This window comes from Acidobacteriota bacterium, from assembly GCA_019347945.1.
GTDB lineage: Bacteria > Acidobacteriota > Thermoanaerobaculia > Gp7-AA8 > JAHWKK01 > JAHWKK01.
This window is the reverse complement of record JAHWKK010000028.1, coordinates 21570-36612: the sequence shown is the minus strand read 5'-3', so window position 1 is coordinate 36612 and position 15043 is coordinate 21570. Positions and strand designations below refer to the sequence as shown.

16 protein-coding genes and 1 tRNA gene are annotated in these 15043 nt (G+C 61.9%); 6 read left to right on the top strand and 11 right to left on the bottom strand.

The annotated features are described in order from the left end of the window. Nucleotides 1-214 precede the first annotated feature (214 nt). From KY459_14695 to rnc, 4 genes are read right to left on the bottom strand one after another with little or no spacing between them, the layout of a single operon-like run. Nucleotides 215-676 carry a DinB family protein gene (locus tag KY459_14695; GenBank protein ID MBW3565957.1) on the bottom strand — a complete coding sequence of 154 codons (462 nt, stop codon included), beginning with the start codon at nucleotides 674-676 and terminating at the stop codon, nucleotides 215-217. After that, nucleotides 657-1814, bottom strand: coding sequence for a hypothetical protein (locus tag KY459_14690; GenBank protein MBW3565956.1), 1158 nt, complete (start codon nucleotides 1812-1814; stop codon nucleotides 657-659). Before KY459_14690 ends, KY459_14695 begins: the two co-directional genes overlap by 20 nt. Before the next feature lie 13 nt (nucleotides 1815-1827). Next, complete coding sequence (locus KY459_14685; protein MBW3565955.1) at nucleotides 1828-2904, bottom strand: peptidoglycan DD-metalloendopeptidase family protein; 1077 nt, start codon at nucleotides 2902-2904, stop codon at nucleotides 1828-1830. 29 nt (nucleotides 2905-2933) lie between these two features. Next, nucleotides 2934-3638, bottom strand: coding sequence for a ribonuclease III (gene rnc / locus KY459_14680; GenBank protein MBW3565954.1), 705 nt, complete (start codon nucleotides 3636-3638; stop codon nucleotides 2934-2936). 148 nt (nucleotides 3639-3786) lie between these two features. Here rnc and KY459_14675 point away from each other — a divergent pair. Together KY459_14675 and KY459_14670 are read left to right on the top strand one after the other, a co-directional pair. Next, nucleotides 3787-3862 (top strand) — tRNA-Phe (locus KY459_14675). Beyond that, nucleotides 3830-4321, top strand: coding sequence for a hypothetical protein (locus tag KY459_14670; protein ID MBW3565953.1), 492 nt, complete (start codon nucleotides 3830-3832; stop codon nucleotides 4319-4321). The genes KY459_14675 and KY459_14670 overlap by 33 nt, the downstream gene beginning before the upstream one ends. Here the strand turns inward: KY459_14670 and KY459_14665 are convergent. The 5 genes from KY459_14665 to nrfD all read right to left on the bottom strand — a co-directional run bounded on the left by KY459_14665 (nucleotide 4308) and on the right by nrfD (nucleotide 10662). Beyond that, nucleotides 4308-5198 carry an MBL fold metallo-hydrolase gene (locus KY459_14665; protein ID MBW3565952.1) on the bottom strand — a complete coding sequence of 297 codons (891 nt, stop codon included), beginning with the start codon at nucleotides 5196-5198 and terminating at the stop codon, nucleotides 4308-4310. The two genes, KY459_14670 and KY459_14665, sit on opposite strands and share 14 nt — an antisense overlap. Before the next feature lie 91 nt (nucleotides 5199-5289). Then, entirely contained in the window at nucleotides 5290-7761 is a 2472-nt protein-coding gene (locus tag KY459_14660; protein MBW3565951.1) for a glycogen/starch/alpha-glucan phosphorylase, read from the bottom strand. Then, nucleotides 7758-9191: an aminotransferase class V-fold PLP-dependent enzyme gene (locus KY459_14655; GenBank protein MBW3565950.1), complete on the bottom strand. Its 1434-nt coding sequence runs from the start codon at nucleotides 9189-9191 to the stop codon at nucleotides 7758-7760. Before KY459_14655 ends, KY459_14660 begins: the two co-directional genes overlap by 4 nt. After that, nucleotides 9188-9637, bottom strand: a complete 450-nt coding sequence (locus KY459_14650; GenBank protein MBW3565949.1) for an NUDIX hydrolase — start codon at nucleotides 9635-9637, stop codon at nucleotides 9188-9190. The genes KY459_14655 and KY459_14650 overlap by 4 nt, the downstream gene beginning before the upstream one ends. Before the next feature lie 65 nt (nucleotides 9638-9702). Continuing rightward, on the bottom strand, nucleotides 9703-10662 hold the full coding sequence (gene nrfD / locus KY459_14645) for a polysulfide reductase NrfD (GenBank protein ID MBW3565948.1): 960 nt from the start codon (nucleotides 10660-10662) through the stop codon (nucleotides 9703-9705). Between the two features lie 253 nt (nucleotides 10663-10915). Between nrfD and KY459_14640 the strand changes: the two genes are divergently transcribed. Both KY459_14640 and pdxH read left to right on the top strand, forming a co-directional pair. Beyond that, complete coding sequence (locus KY459_14640; protein MBW3565947.1) at nucleotides 10916-11170, top strand: hypothetical protein; 255 nt, start codon at nucleotides 10916-10918, stop codon at nucleotides 11168-11170. Next, entirely contained in the window at nucleotides 11131-11775 is a 645-nt protein-coding gene (gene pdxH, locus KY459_14635; GenBank protein MBW3565946.1) for a pyridoxamine 5'-phosphate oxidase, read from the top strand. Before KY459_14640 ends, pdxH begins: the two co-directional genes overlap by 40 nt. On the opposite strand, the gene KY459_14630 is transcribed toward pdxH, so the two are convergent. Then, the gene (locus KY459_14630) at nucleotides 11776-12399 is read right to left on the bottom strand and encodes a hypothetical protein (protein ID MBW3565945.1); all 624 of its coding nucleotides are present in this window, start codon (nucleotides 12397-12399) and stop codon (nucleotides 11776-11778) included. A 170-nt stretch (nucleotides 12400-12569) separates the two neighbouring features. Here KY459_14630 and KY459_14625 point away from each other — a divergent pair, with 170 nt between their 5' ends. Together KY459_14625 and KY459_14620 are read left to right on the top strand one after the other, a co-directional pair. Next, a complete protein-coding gene (locus tag KY459_14625; GenBank protein ID MBW3565944.1) occupies nucleotides 12570-12932 on the top strand; it encodes a hypothetical protein in 363 nt (120 codons plus the stop codon). Then, entirely contained in the window at nucleotides 12929-13975 is a 1047-nt protein-coding gene (locus tag KY459_14620; GenBank protein ID MBW3565943.1) for a HAMP domain-containing histidine kinase, read from the top strand. Before KY459_14625 ends, KY459_14620 begins: the two co-directional genes overlap by 4 nt. Here the strand turns inward: KY459_14620 and KY459_14615 are convergent. After that, a complete protein-coding gene (locus tag KY459_14615; protein ID MBW3565942.1) occupies nucleotides 13960-15042 on the bottom strand; it encodes a 3-dehydroquinate synthase in 1083 nt (360 codons plus the stop codon). The two genes, KY459_14620 and KY459_14615, sit on opposite strands and share 16 nt — an antisense overlap. Between the last annotated feature and the right edge of the window lies 1 nt (nucleotide 15043).

Here is a 15043-nt window from a genome sequence, read left to right as displayed (position 1 = left end):
GGGGTGCGTGTGTTGTGTCTCCCCGGGGGTTCAACCCTGGGGGGGTCTGGTGGTTGGGTTGCCTGTTTGGCCCCCGCCGGGGTGCGCCCCCCGGGGGGGGTATCGCGGGCGGGTCGCGGGGGTGGGTTCTAATTTTGAACTTTCCCCCCAAAACCCCCCCCCGCGGGGGGGGGGGGCCCCGCTTTCTTTACCATTTACCCCCCCGACCCCGTCCCTAGGGATAGATGCGGGGCGGGACTCCACCCGCGATACGAATGATCACCGGGATCTGAGCACGGTGATGGATTTCGTGCTCGAGCATCTGCCACAACCACTCCCCCCGCGTCAGGCCGTGCGCGCTCACCGAGGTCCACCATTCGGAGGAAACCGAGTCGAGCAGCTCGACGAGGTCACGATCGAGCTCTCGTCCCTTTGCGAGCAGGCCTTCCCAATCCTCACGGGCCGCCATCGACTCCGACTCGTCGAAGGTGAAGGCGTCCGTGGAGAGACCGCGCAGAACGGCATCCTGAGTGGCAATCAGATGTGCGACCGTCTCGACGACCGAGCGGCCGCCCTCCCATGCGAGCCCCGTCCGATCGCGCTCGGGGATCTCCTTCAGAAAGCCGATCGTCCGCTTCCGTACGAGTCTCCAGCGCTCGAGAAAGAGGACCGGCTGGTCAGGCTCCTTCAGGTTCACTTCTGAGAATCGCGAGTCCGCGATCGAGGATCAGGTCCTCGTCCTCGTCGCTGAGCGCGAGCGCCGCACGATTGATGACGATGTCGGGACGTACGCCCCCCTCGACGATCGACATGCCGTCGGGGGTCTGATAGTGGCCGACCGTAATTTCGAGGCCACCGCCGCTTCCGAGGCGCACGAACTGCCGAACCGGCATCTTCCCATACGTCGGGACTCCCACCAGACGTGCGACCCCGTTCCGTGAGAGCGCGGCTGCGAACACTTCTGCCGGCCCGGCCGTGGACGTATCGACGAGTACCACGGTGCTGCCGTTCCACGAGCTTCCTTTCTCAGCGTTCCACTCTTGCGGCTCGATCCGCCGGCCTTCGGTCGACGTGATCACGCCCTCCTCCATGAAGAGGTCGGCGGTCCTGATCGCTTCCTCCGCTTCACCCCAGGCGTTTCCTCGCAGATCGATCAGCAGTCGATCCGTCTTCCTCTTCCCGACCTCCTCCAGGATCGCGGCAACCAGATCGGCGGTTCCCGCGGAGAACTGCGGCACGACGAGGATCGCGTCTCCCTCGTCCCAGCTGAGGCGCGGGCCATCGATCTCGTAATCCTCCTGTTCGAAGGTGAACCGCTCCCTTTCCGCCATCCCGGCGCGCACGATCGTCATCTCGACCCGATCGGACTCGAAGAAACGAAGCGCCGCCTCGATCTTCCATACCGGCATGTCCGTGGTCAGATTCCCATTGATTCGCTCGATGAAATCGCCCGCGACGATCCCCTCGCGCTCGGCAGGAGATCCGGCAATTGTTGCGATGACGTACGCATAGCCCAGCCTCTTGGAGATGATCAGGCCGACGCCCGGGTCATCCAGCACGCGCACACGTTCGTAATCGGCCATCGAAGCGGGGGGCACATAGAAACTGTACTCGTCGATCGCTTCTGTGACGCCGGCGAATGCCCCTTCGATCAATCTTTCCTGATCGACCTCGTCCACATAGCTGTTGTCGACCAGCTCGATCACCTCCGTGAAGAGGCTCAGGTTTCTGTACAGATTGTCTTTGTCGGCCGCCTGTCCGAACAGAGCTCCGACGATGATGGTCGACATCAGCGCCAGGGACAGCAGAATGAATGGCAATCGCGCTCGTTGCATCTGTCTTTTCACCTCACCTAAGCCAGGCCAGTGGATCGACCGGCTCGTTGTCAACTCTCACTTCGAAGTAAAGCGCCCCGCCGTCTCCTGCGCCGTCGGTCTCGACAGTGCCGATCGGGTCGGCGGGCGACACCCTCTCTCCTCGTTCCACCAGACTGTTCCGCAGGTTCCCGTAAAGCGTGAAGATGCGGTCGCCATGGTCGACGATGATCAGGTTGCCATACCCCTTCAACCATTGTGAGTAGATCACTGTTCCTTGGAAAACCGGCCTTACCTCCGAGCCCGGCGCTGAAGCGATTCTGATCCCGTTATTCACGGTGAAAGTCGCAAATTTGCGGCTTCGTTGCCTGCCGAACCGCTCGATCACTTCGCCAGCCACCGGCCACCCGAGAGCGCCGCGGAACTGCCCGATCCCCGCAGAGGCCGCTGAACCTTCCTCCGTCAATACGACGAGCAGCCGCTGAAGACGTTCTGCTTTCTCCTCGAGCTCATCGAGTCGTTGTTGCCCGGTGCGCTCGCGGAATTCGAGCTCGGCGATCAGGCGACGCTGCTCGGAGCGCGACCGTTCGAGGTCCGCTTTTTTCCCCTCCAGGATCTGGGCGACTTCGACAGCTTCTACCTGCCGTGCCGCGATCATCGCGCGCTCCTGCGCGAGCGCCTGGCTGGTCGCGCGATACTCCTCGATCATTCGTGCATCCCGTTTGACGAGATAGTTCAGCATTCCGAGCGCTGCGGGGTCGAGATCCCCGGAGAGGAGAAGCCGCAAATAGCTCAGATCTCCCATCTTGTAGAGGGCGACCATCCGCCGTTCCAGGGCCGCTCGCTGTGACTCCCGTCTCGCCGTCAGCTCGGCGAGCCGTTGCTCCCCCCGGAGCCGGTCACGCTCGATCTCCTCGATCGCCCTTTCTGCTGCCTCGAGCTGACGGGCCTGCACGGCGATCTCATCCTCGAGATCACCGAGCCGGTCCCGCTCAGTGGACGCCCGGCCGCGCAGTTGCTGCAGATTCCGGTCGAGCGCGCTGATCTCCTCCCGCAATCGCTCGAGAGCGTTGCGGTCGTCGTCCTGCCCGGCCATCCCGACGGCCGCCAACGCGACGAGCAGCAGGTATCCGGCGCGTCTCAGCGCTGCTCTCCGTTCGACGCTTGGAGCTGAGCAAGCGCGACCCGGGCGGCTCGCTGCTGCGCCTCCTTCTTCGAGGATGCACGCCCTTCGGCCTTCATCTCTCCGACGTCGACCGCAACGACGAAGGTCTTCGAATGATCCGGACCGAGCTCCGAGAGCACTTCGTAACTCGGAAGTTCCCACCCACGGCTCTGAGCAGCCTCCTGCAGCGCCGTCTTGTAGTCGTGGAACAGCAGGTCGCTCTCGGTCACCTGGTCCAGATGGGGACCAAACGTACGGAGGATGAACTTCCGCGCCGCGTCGATTCCCCCATCGAGATAGATTGCAGCCACGACCGCCTCGTAAAGATTGGCGAGAAGCGACTTCTTGACCCTGCCGCCCGACCGCTCCTCACCGATTCCCAGCCGGACGAACTCTCCCATACGGATCGCCTCGGCCTTTTTCGAAAGGCTTCGCGCGCTCACGAGGAATGCCTTCATCTTGGACAGCGTCCCCTCGTCCACGGTGGGAAATCGGTGAAAAAGCTCGTCGCCCACCACAAATCCCAGCACCGAGTCTCCCAGGAACTCGTAGGTCTCATTATCGCGATCTTCCTTCGATTCGTGCGCGTGGGAACGGTGGGTGAGCGCCCGTACGAGAAGGGAGCGGTCCTGGAAAACGTACTCCAGCAGCGATTCGAATTCACCGAGATCAGACGACATGGCCACGAACCCGCGGCAGTATATTCCGATGGCCTTTCCGGCACCACGCGGCGGTGCGCCCGTTCGAGCGAGATGCGAGAAATATTGAGTCGTTCCCGCCGGGTTAGAGTGCCACGTTCGAGATCGATCCGGTCTCCGCGACGTTGATGCCCAGATAGCTCAGTTGGTAGAGCAGAGGACTGAAAATCCTCGTGTCGGCGGTTCGATTCCGTCTCTGGGCACCACCTACTCCTCACTGGAACTCTTTCGATCATCCGGATTTCATCTCCGGTTCGCGGCATCCTCGGGCGCAGGCAGTCATCTGGCCGATCCGGATCTCCTCACCACTGGTAGACTCACTCGTGTCGACGGCCTTCGATGACAACTTCTACCGGACTACGAGTCTTTCGGAGCTGACACCGGGCAAGCCCGAGATTTTTCGCGCAGGAGGTACGACGATCCTCCTCCGGCTGGACTCCGACGGGAGGGTCTCGGCGATCGATGCATCCTGCGATCACGACGATCTGATCCAGCCAGGGGCGACGCGCCTCGAGACACTCCTCGACTGCATCGCCCGCAGGGTCGGAAGCAGCTCGAAGGAGTGGACCGACCTTCTGAATTTCGCGGGCCTCCCCGTCCGGATCGAAGGCGAACAGGTCTGGGTGGGTACCGAGGACATCCTTCCAGGGCTCACAAACGAGTGATCTCTCCAGTTTCCGCGACCCCCATTCCCTCACGCTCGACCTCGGCCCTCGCTTCTGAACCGTCCTGCAGAAGGGGATTCGTATGATTCAGGTGGATGAACCGCACCTTCGACCGCTCCGTTGCCGGAAGGTTCCGCAGCCGCGCCACCGTCTCCTCGATGAACGGGTGCGGAATCTCGGACATGTCCCGCGCAATCTCGCCGTTCGCGTAGAACGTTCCGTCGAGGTACGCGACGTCCACGTCCGCAATCAGATCCTCGATCCTCCTCCCCCATCTCTCCCATTTGTCGATGTCCGGAAGATACGCGACACTCCGCTCGGGACCGTGAATCAGGAATCCGACAGTCTCGGAAAATTCATCACGATGGGGAACGAGGAAGGCTTCGATCGCAACCCGCTCGTTCAATCGGATCCTCGAGCCCGCAGCCATGTCGGTGAGCCGCACATTGCCGAGCTCCACGAGCTGGCTCCACGGACCGTTGTTCTCGAGGAAAACGCGCATACGAGGCATGACGTGAAGTGGAACTCCGCTCGCCCCGATCACTTCGCGCCCGAGATGAATCAGACCAGCGTAATGGCCGATATGAGCATGGGTCACGAAGATGCCATCGAGCGCCGGCGATGGATCTCCTGCTCGTGGCTTCTCGATTTCGTCGAGCATCCGGAGCTGCCGGGGAAAGTCGGGAGTGACGTCGATCAACCATCTCTGCGAGCTGAGCGGGTCGACGACGGCGATTGACGACACGGCGTGGCGGTTCGCCTCATCACGCCACCCCGGCTCACAATGCGGACGATTGCACCCCGCCTGAGGATAGCCCCCGTCCTGGGCAATTCCGAGAACGACGACATAGGGTCCCTCGCCGGGACCGGCCTCCATCGGAACGGAACCACAGCCGCCCGCGCTCGATGCCAGCGAGACAGCTGCCGCCAGAGCCGCGAGCACCCGCGCCGTGCGAGCGTTTCTGCGATCAGTCGTAGAGAGGCTCGACATCCCAGATCTCGCGCGCATAGTCCCGAACCGTACGGTCGCTCGAAAAGTACCCCATCGAGGACGAGTTGATGATCGATTTCCGCGTCCACTCATCCTGATCGAGGTACTGCTGATCCGCCGCCCGTCGCGCGTCGAGGTACATTTCGAAGTCTGCACAGACGAAGTAGCGGTCACTCATTGCAAGCTGGTCGGCGAGAGGGCGAAAGAGTCCCGGTTGCGCCGGCTCGAGCTCCTCGTCTCTCAATGTCGAGAGCGCTCGCTTCAGATCGGGAGAGCGCCCGATCCACTCCGACGGATCGTAGCCCTCGTTCCGCATTCTCTCGATCGCCGCGGCGTCGTGTCCGAAGATGAAGATGTTGTCCTGACCGACTCGCTCCAGGATCTCGACGTTGGCGCCGTCGAGTGTGCCGATGGTGAGCGCGCCATTCAGCGCGGCCTTCATGTTCCCCGTTCCGGAAGCTTCCATTCCGGCGGTCGAGGTCTGCTCCGACAGCTCGCATGCCGGAAACAGCATCTCCGCCGCCGTCACCCGGTAGTCGGGAACGTAGATGATCCGCAGATGTCTCGACACTTCCGGGTCTCTTTCGATCAGGGCACCAATCGAATTGATCAGGCGAATGATGAGCTTCGCGGTGTCGTAACCGGGCGCAGCCTTTCCGCCAAACACCACGAGCCTTGGAACTGCCGGGATCTCTCCCGACCGGATTCGGTGGTAGCTCGCGAGTACGGCCAGGACGTTCATCAGCTGCCGTTTGTACTCATGAATTCTCTTGATCTGGATGTCGAACAGCCAGGTGTTCGCGTCGACGCCCGGCGCGCGGATTCCATGTGTCTCCTCGAGCCAGTCCAGAAGCTTCGCCTTATTCGCCATCTTCACCGCTTGCCAGCGCGATCGAAACTCCTTCGAATCCGCCAGCTCCGCAATGCCGGCGATCTTCGAAAGGTCGGTGACCCATTCGGGTCCGAGGTGCTCGGTCAGCAGCGTCGCGAGGAGAGGATTGGCTTTGTAGAGCCAGCGCCGCGGCGTAATGCCGTTGGTGATCGGTGTGAGCCGTCCCGGAAAGAGTCTGGTGAAGTGGGAAAAAACGCGCTCCTCGAGAATCTCGGTATGGAGTCTTGCAACCCCGTTCACGCGGTGCGAACCGGCAAATGCAAGATTGGCCATCCGCACCGCGCGGCTCCGTCCGTCGAGAATCGCGACGTCCTCGACGAAGCTCGAAGTCGTCCCCTCGATCGATCGCGCCTTCAGCTTCACCCGGCGATCGATCTCTTCGATGATCTGCATATGCCGAGGCAGCAGTCGCTGCATCAGCTCGAATTCCCACGTCTCCAGCGCTTCCGGCAGCACCGTGTGGTTGGTGTAGGCGAAGCTCTTCTCGGTGATTTCCCACGCACGATCCCAGCTCAGACCGTAATCGTCCATGAGAATTCTCATCATCTCCGGGATCGCGATCGCCGGATGCGTGTCGTTCAGCTGGATTGCGACCTTCTGCGGAAGCTCGTCCCACACCCTCCCGGGTACGCGCCTGAAACGTCGAATCACGTCCTGGAGAGTGGCGGTGACGAAAAAATACTGTTGCTTGAGGCGAAGCTCCTTGCCGACATACTGGTCATCGGCCGGGTAAAGGACGCGAGAGATGTTCTCGGTTGCCGTCTTCTCTTCCACGGCACGAACGTATTCTCCGGCGTTGAACCTCGCGAGATCGAATTCACGGGACGCTCTCGCCGACCAGAGTCGAAGAGTCGAGACGACTCCCGAACCGAACCCGACGATCGGCATGTCGAACGGCATCGCGTACACCGTTTCGGCATCCACCCATCGGAACCGGTCGCCGGTACCGGATCGCTCGTATTGCACTCTGCCGAAAAACCGAACGGGCATCAGGATGTCGGTTCGTGGTATTTCCCACGGATTGCCGCGGGCGAGCCAGGGATCCGGAGCCTCCTGTTGAGCGCCGTTGACGATCATCTGCCTGAAAATCCCGTACTCGTAGCGAATACCGTAGCCATAGAAAGGGAGGCCGAGCGTCGCGGCGGACTCGGTGATACACGCCGCGAGCCGCCCGAGTCCTCCGTTGCCGAGAGCGGGATCGGGCTCGAGTTGCCGCAGAAGGTCGAAGTCGATTCCAAATGAATCGAGTGCGCTCCTCACCTCATCTTCGGCCTGAAGCGCGAGCACGTTCGAATAGAGAAGCCGGCCCGTCAGAAATTCGAGCGACAGATAGTAGACGCGTTTCGCATCGGTCTCGTAGATCCGCCGCTGGGTGGCGAACCAGCGATCGATGATCCATTCGCGCAATGCGAACGAGAGCGCGAGATACAGATCGTTGTCCGATCTCGTGAAACGATCCTTCGCAGCGCCGTAAGTCATCTGGCGTCTGAATTTCGCCACCAGGTCCGACGCCGACAAAGGCGCACCTTCGGTCAGCGTCATGCGCTGCTCTCTCATACCGCGACCTCCGCTCGAATCCGGTTAAGTACTTCGATCAGTCGTCTCAGATCGCCCTCCTCCGTTCGAAAATTCGTAATGCAGGCTCGTAGTGCAGGAATCCGACCTGCAAGCATCGTCGCAGAGATCCACGCCTCTCCGCTCGCCCCCACGCGACGAACGATCTCGTCGAGCCGGGTCCCATCCTCCGGCCGGTCCGCGAGGGTGAAACAGACCAAGGCCAGCGGCGATCGAACGAGGATTTTCCAGCCGGACTCGATGAGCAGATCCGCGAGACGCTCCCCCATCTGCGCCTGATGCTCGATCGCGGATTCATAGCCCTTCCATCCCGAGCTCAGCAACGTCATCAGGAACTTCAGGCCGATGAATCGTCGCGACCACTGGATCGAATGCTGAAACGGATTCCTGACGTCGAGCCCGGTTCCCTCGCGCGGCATGTAGGCCGGAGTCAGACTGAACGTTCGCTCGAGCACTCCGGCGTGGCGCGTGAGAAAAACCCCGGCACCCATCGGGACGGAGAACCATTTGTGTGCATCGATCGTGACCGAATCGTATTCGGGCAATCCCCGAAGATGCTGCCGGAGCTCCGGGACGATCCACCCGGCACCTCCCCAGGCGGCGTCGCAGTGCGCCCAGAGATCGTTCGCCTTCGCAATCTCGAGCACGTCGGCCAGCGGATCGATGACTCCGCTGTTGGTCGTTCCCGCCGTCGCCACGACCATCGAAGGTATCCGCCCCGATGCACGGTCACTCCGAATCGCCTCTTCGAGTGCATCGGGCCTCATCCGGAATGCCTCGTCGACAGGGATGTGGCTGACTCCGGCGTCTCCAATTCCCGCGACTCGCCCCGACCGGCGCATCGAATCGTGCGCCTCTTCAGACACGTAGACGACCGGTCGCAGGCCGCTGCCTGCGAAGCCCGTCTCGAGGTAGCCGGGAAACTTCTCTGCCAGCGCCACGAGGGTGGCCGTCAGATTGGCCTCGGCGCCGCCGGAAGCGAATGTGCCGTCGACCGATCCGACGGGCATTCCGAGCTTTCCGCCCAGCTCGCGGATCAAAAAGCGCTCCGCCTCCACCGCGAACGGACTGTGTCCCCAGGCGGCAAGCTGGGCATTGAACGTGGCCGCGAGCGCGTCGCCGACAATCCCGGCGGTCGTCGGGTGAGGGTTGTACAGGCCGAAGTAGCGTGGACTCGCGATGTGAAGCTGGAAATCCCGCATCCATCCCGTCACGCGGGAGAGCGCCTCTTCCAGACCGAGACCCGTTTCCATGTCCACCGAGGCCAGCTCTTTCCGGATCTTTCCGGGATCGAGCTCCGGCAGAACCGGCAGTTCCTCCACGTCGACGAGGTACTTCTCGATCGATTCGCCCAGACTCGCCCAGATCCGACGGCGCAGAGACTCGTCGAGCCGGAGATCGCGATCGCTCACGAGGGACCCCGCGACCCGATGCGCTCGATCGCAGCTCTGACGATGTCGGAGTGATCGAAGGCCAGTGTCGGAAGCTCGTCGATCGCGAACCATCGCACTTCGGCGGCATCGTCGTCCGCTCGCGCCTCGCCGTCGACTACGGCGGTCATGTAAACGACGGACACGGTGTGACCCCTCGGGTCGCGCCCCGGTTCGCCCCATGCTCCCAGCTGTTCCAGCTCGCCCGCCTCGATGCCCGTTTCCTCCATCAGCTCCCGCCGTGCGGTCTGATCGAGCGCTTCATCCTGGTCGACGAACCCTCCTGGCAGCGCCCAGCAGCCCTCGAACGGCGGGTGCTTCCTCCTCACGAGAAGAACCTCGTCTCCCAACTGTTCCCTGAAGACGACAATGTCCACGGTCAAGGCGGGTCTCGGGTGTTCGTAACAGTACGGTTTCGCGGAATCCATCGCCGCGGATCATATGCGTCCCTCAGTTTCGGTTGCCACCGGAGTGACCGAATCCTTGCCGGGATTCAGGGACGGGTCACTGCCGCGGATCGCTTCCCGGCAGCAACCCAGCCGTATCGCATCAGCAACGATCCAGCGATGGCGCTGCATGCCGCGAGTCGCCGCAACCTTCGCGATCGCCGCCCGAGCAGGCGCAGAGCCAGCGGAAGCGGTCCCGAGAGGATGGCACCGGCGCGCAGCATCCGGGCATCGGAGCCCGAATCGTTCCGGAGCGTCTTACTCGCGGCATCGGGCCCTTTTTTCCCACCGATCGTTCTGGAGGCGACTGCCATCGAGAGAGTCTCCGCTCCTGCAGCAGCCAGAGCCACGCGGTTCAAGGCTCGATCGAAGTGGCCGGCAAGTTCGAGTATCGCCGCGGATGATCCCATCGACGACATTCCGAACTCGACTGGAAGCTCGATGATCCGCCGGTTCCAGGCGGGGATCGCGGTCGCTCCGACGAGAACGCCCGTGTAGGTCGCCATCCCGAGCCCGGTCGCGGCCGCGAGGAATCCGGCGACCTCCCCTGCGAAGGCCGGAACCCGACTCTTTCCACCGCGAGCACGAAGAATGTCCGCTGCCACGGCGGCGGCGGTCGCTCCGGAAAACGCGACGAGTGTCCAGACGCCCAGGCTCATCGGGCTCTTCCACTTGAACACGCGGAGCATGTAGAGAAACCGCTCGGGCCGGCCGAGGTCGGAGATCAGCAGAGGTGCGGACGCGATGCTGCCGGCAAGCGCTATTTTTCGCGCCGTTCTCGCCAGTCGCCGGCGGCTCCTGCCACGCGCCGCGAAGGCGATGACCGCGCTGCATCCAGCCGCGCCACCCACGAAAAAATAGAGAGGGATCTCCCAGGTCCAGACCGGCTTTTTCAAAACAGGAAGGTCGTAGTAGCTGAGAGATCCGGTGCCCGATGAGAGCTCGCCCCGCGCCCCCTGCTCGCGCAGCTGGTCGAGCCGTTCCTCCATCTTTCGCTCGTCCTTCACGCGCGGCCGAGTCTATCAAGAAGGGTGAAGAGTGAAGAGTGAAGAGTGAAAGGACGGCCCCTGCTGGTGATACTGGACATCGCGCGAGTGCCTGGCTTCTTGTTCTCGCGAAATTCGAACATTCGTCATCCTGAGCCGCCGAAGGACGGCGAAGGATCTGGAGGACGGCTCGTGAATCAACCTCGCGGCTGCCTGCAACGGAGACTCACGATCCCCGGCCCAGATTCTTCGCCCGCGCTTCGCCGGGCTCAGAATGACGAGCGCTTCACCCTTCACTCTTCACTCTTCACTCTTCACTCTTCACTCTTCACCCTTCACTCTTCACTCTTCACCCTTCACTCTTCACTCTTCACTCTTCACCCTTCACTCTTCACTCTTCACCCTTCACTCTTCACTCTTCACTCTTCACCCTTCGCTCTTGATCCTCCTTTCACTCTTCACTCTTCACTCTTCACTCTTCTTTCTCCCTTGCCAGCGATCGACGATCGAACGACAATCACAACGGTGAGCCGGCCACTCGAAGAACGATCGATTGAAGCAGATCCGTTCGCCCAGTTTGCGACGTGGTTCAGGGAAGCGAACGAGGAAGCCATCCCTCTGGCGGAGGGAATGGCGCTGGCGACGGTGACTGCCGACGGGCGACCTTCGTGCCGCATCGTCCTGCTCAAGGATCACGGAGAGAATGGATTCACCTTCTACACGAACTATGGCAGCCCCAAAGCGGATCAGCTCGAATCGACCGGTCGGGCAGCCGCGACATTCTGGTGGACGGCACTCGGCCGGCAGATCCGGATCGAGGGGACGGTCACCCGGGTGTCAGCGGAGACCTCGGACGAGTACTTTGCGACACGCCCCCGGTTGAGTCAGCTTGCGGCCTGGGCATCGCGGCAGAGCGAGCCGGTGAGCTCGCGTGAAGCGCTGGAGTTGCAGCTGCAAAGGGTTTCGAAACGGTTCGAGGGGATGCCGGTTCCACGGCCTCCGTTCTGGGGAGGCTACCTGCTGGCTCCCGACAGAATCGAGTTCTGGCAGGGGCGTGAGGGGAGGATGCACGATCGCATCGTGTACGAGCGGGAATCGAACGGAGCGTGGAAGGTCACCAGGCTCTCGCCCTGATCACGGCGTGGCAGGAGAGTCGAGCTTTCCGATGCGGCCATCCAGGGCTCTCCACGGAAGTACCGGTTCGAACAGCTGCCGGCGGTGCCGCAGCGAGTGAGTTGCGATCACGAGAAGCGAAGCGGCCGTGACGAGGGGCAACGCGCCGATCGCCATCGGAACGATCGAAGGGGCGATGAATGGCGACACCAGCGATGCGAGGTACGTGATCGACGGCAGAGCGAAAAGCCAGCTCCAGTTCCCCATGCGCAACTCGAAATACGGCATCAGCGTGAGCAGGAGAATCGCGGAGCAGAAGAGGATTGCACTGTCGAGGGCAAACGCGAGCGCAGCTGACTCACCCGCGTAGAAGTGAAGCGAGAGGCGTACTGCGCTCGCAAGCGCGGCTGCCGTCAGTGCGACGGCCGCGGCCAGACCGACGTAGAGGTTTCTCACGGCTACCGCGGCGACGAAGCGGATGACGAGGGCCGACACAGGAATGATCGCCATGAGGGCGACCGCCGCTTCGATCGGTGCAACGGTTCGACCCGAATCCCCTGCCAGAAGGCCGATTCCCGCGACCGCGAGGTCGAGAGCCAGCGCCACGATCAGTAAGACACCTGCATAAAAGAGTGGTTTCGCCATCGTTCGACGTCTTCTTTCCGATTCTCTGCCAAACCTTCCACGGAATCAACCACAGCGTGTCCCGGTCGCGTCAAATGTCGCAAACTTGCTCGCTACCCAAAATCTTTCGGTATGATTGTTCCGTGACGTTATCGGAGGCCTCCCTCGAGAAGATTTCCGATCCTGCGGAATTGAACAGGGTCGTAAAATCATCCATCGACTCGCGTGGTCTGTGGGGCACCTTCCGCTGGCTCGAAGAGTCAGCCGAGAACGATCCACTCCTCCGCGGCTACCAGGAGATCGTCCGCTGCACGATCGTCCGCGAGTTTCTCTCGAGCGACAACCTCTCCTCGGTCATCCCCAGGATCTCTCCCGAGTTTCTCTCCAACTTCGACCAATTCGATTTGACGGTTCAGGAGGGTTATCTGATGTCTCTGGTCGATGGCCGCTCCAACATCGAGCGCATCGTCAAGCTCAGTCCATTCGACGGCTTCACGACCATGTTCACTCTCGCACGACTCAAGCACCACAACGCCATCTCCCTTCCGTCATGAACGAGATTCAAAAACAGATCGTCGAGAACCTGATGTTTCCCATCGCGGTCGTGACCGCGGAGGGGGAGCTCCCATACTCGAACGCCTCGTTCCGAGCGAGCTTCGGAGACGGAGCCGGCAACTGGATCCGGGCGGGCTGCAAGACCCTGGGTGGAGAACGGGGCTGGCTGATCCCCTTCTTCGACGAAGACCAGGAGATGGACGAGGTCGAGGTCGAATACGAGTCGAGACAGTACCGCGTGCGACGCGTACCCACCGGAGAAGCGAACTCCAAGATTGCCCTTTCCTTCCACGACGTCACCAAGGAGAAGGAGATCGAGCAGGCACGCTCCGACTTCACCTCGATGATCGTCCACGACCTCAGAGGACCGTTGTCGGGAATCCAGGGAACACTCGAGTTCATCCTCGACAACCCCGACACCAACCTCGAAGCGCTTCACAGTGAGCTTCTCGAGGAGTCGATGCGCGAGTCGAAGCGGATGATGAATCTGATCGACGAAATCCTCGACTTCTCGAAGATCCAATCCGGCAACTTCGAGTTCCAGAAGGACACGGTCCATATCGGTTCGGTGCTCCAGCACAGCGTCAAGAGTCTCGCGCAGGCCTCTCAACGGGATGGTGTGCATCTGATGGCCGCACACGGACACGACCTTCCACCGATTGAAGGTAGCGCGGAAAAACTCACCCAGGTTCTCATCAACCTGCTGAGCAACTCCCTCAAATTCACACCCAAAGGCGGAGTCGTGACCGTCGCCGCAAAACCCCAGCGCGCAGAAGACGGGAGCCAGAACATCGTCATCACCGTCACCGACACCGGTATCGGAATCAAGCCGGAGGAACAGACCAAACTGTTTCAAAAGTACCGGCAGGCTTCCGGGAAATCATTCCGAGGTGGCGGCGGAACCGGGCTGGGGCTCTTCATCGTGAAGGAGGTGACCGAGGCTCACGGCGGGACCGTAACGCTTGCAAGCGTGGAAGGCGTCGGAACGAGCATGGTCATCACGATCCCGGTACCTGTCCGCGGCTCTCAACGTTCCGCGTAGCTCTGCAGGAGCGCGATCGCAGTGCCGATCTCTCCGGTCGTGATCCGATCCACGACCGCGCACCGTCCGATCCGCTCGGGAAGTATCATCACCCGATCGCTGCCCGTGAACTTCTTGTCCAGCTCGACTGCACCCGCAACCGTATCGAGTCGTGAGAGGTCGAGCCTCGCCGGTTCCCATTTCAGAATGAGCTGATCGATCAGCTCCCGCTCGGTCCAGTCGAGAATGCCGCGACCGACCGCGATCTCGTTCGCCGCGATCATCCCCCAGGCCACAGCGTCGCCATGAGTCATCGAGCCGTATCCCGCACTCCGCTCGATCGCGTGACCAATCGTGTGCCCGTAGTTCAGGAGGCGGCGCTCCCCTGCTTCGCGCTCGTCTCGGGAGACGATACCGGCCTTGATCTCGATACTCCTTGCGACCGCGGCCTCGATCTCCTCTCCCGAGGGCCCTGTTTCGAGCTCGTTGAGTCTGAGAAAAAGATCCCGGTCGGCGATCACCCCCGCCTTGAGAACCTCATACAGTCCGGATCTCCGCTCGCGTTCGGGCAGCGTCGACCAGGTGACCGGATCCGATACCACAGCCACCGGCGCCTGGAATGACCCGATCATGTTCTTTCCCAGGGGATGATTGACCCCGAGCTTTCCGCCAATCGAGCTGTCGACCTGACTCAAGAGAGTCGTAGGAACGAGAATGAACGGAATCCCGCGCATGAAGACCGAGGCGGTGAATCCGCCGGTATCTCCGGCGGTCCCGCCCCCGACGACGACCGCCACCGAGTCACGCCGGACGCCGCGATCCAGCATCGCACCGATGAGCGCTTCAACCGTCCCGAGCGTCTTGTCGCCTTCGCCGTCCCGGAAGAATATCGGCTCGGCTTCGCAGGACTCCGCCGCGACGGATACCCAGTTTTCCGGTACGCCTCTTCCCGCCAGCACGACCGGGCGCCTCGGCCCCGCGCTCGCACGCACGATTCCACCGAGCTCTTCGAGCGCTCCTCTGCCGAAATACACCGGATAACTCCCCGTGCTGTGCTGCACTTCGCGGATGGGATCGCGTCGGCCCATT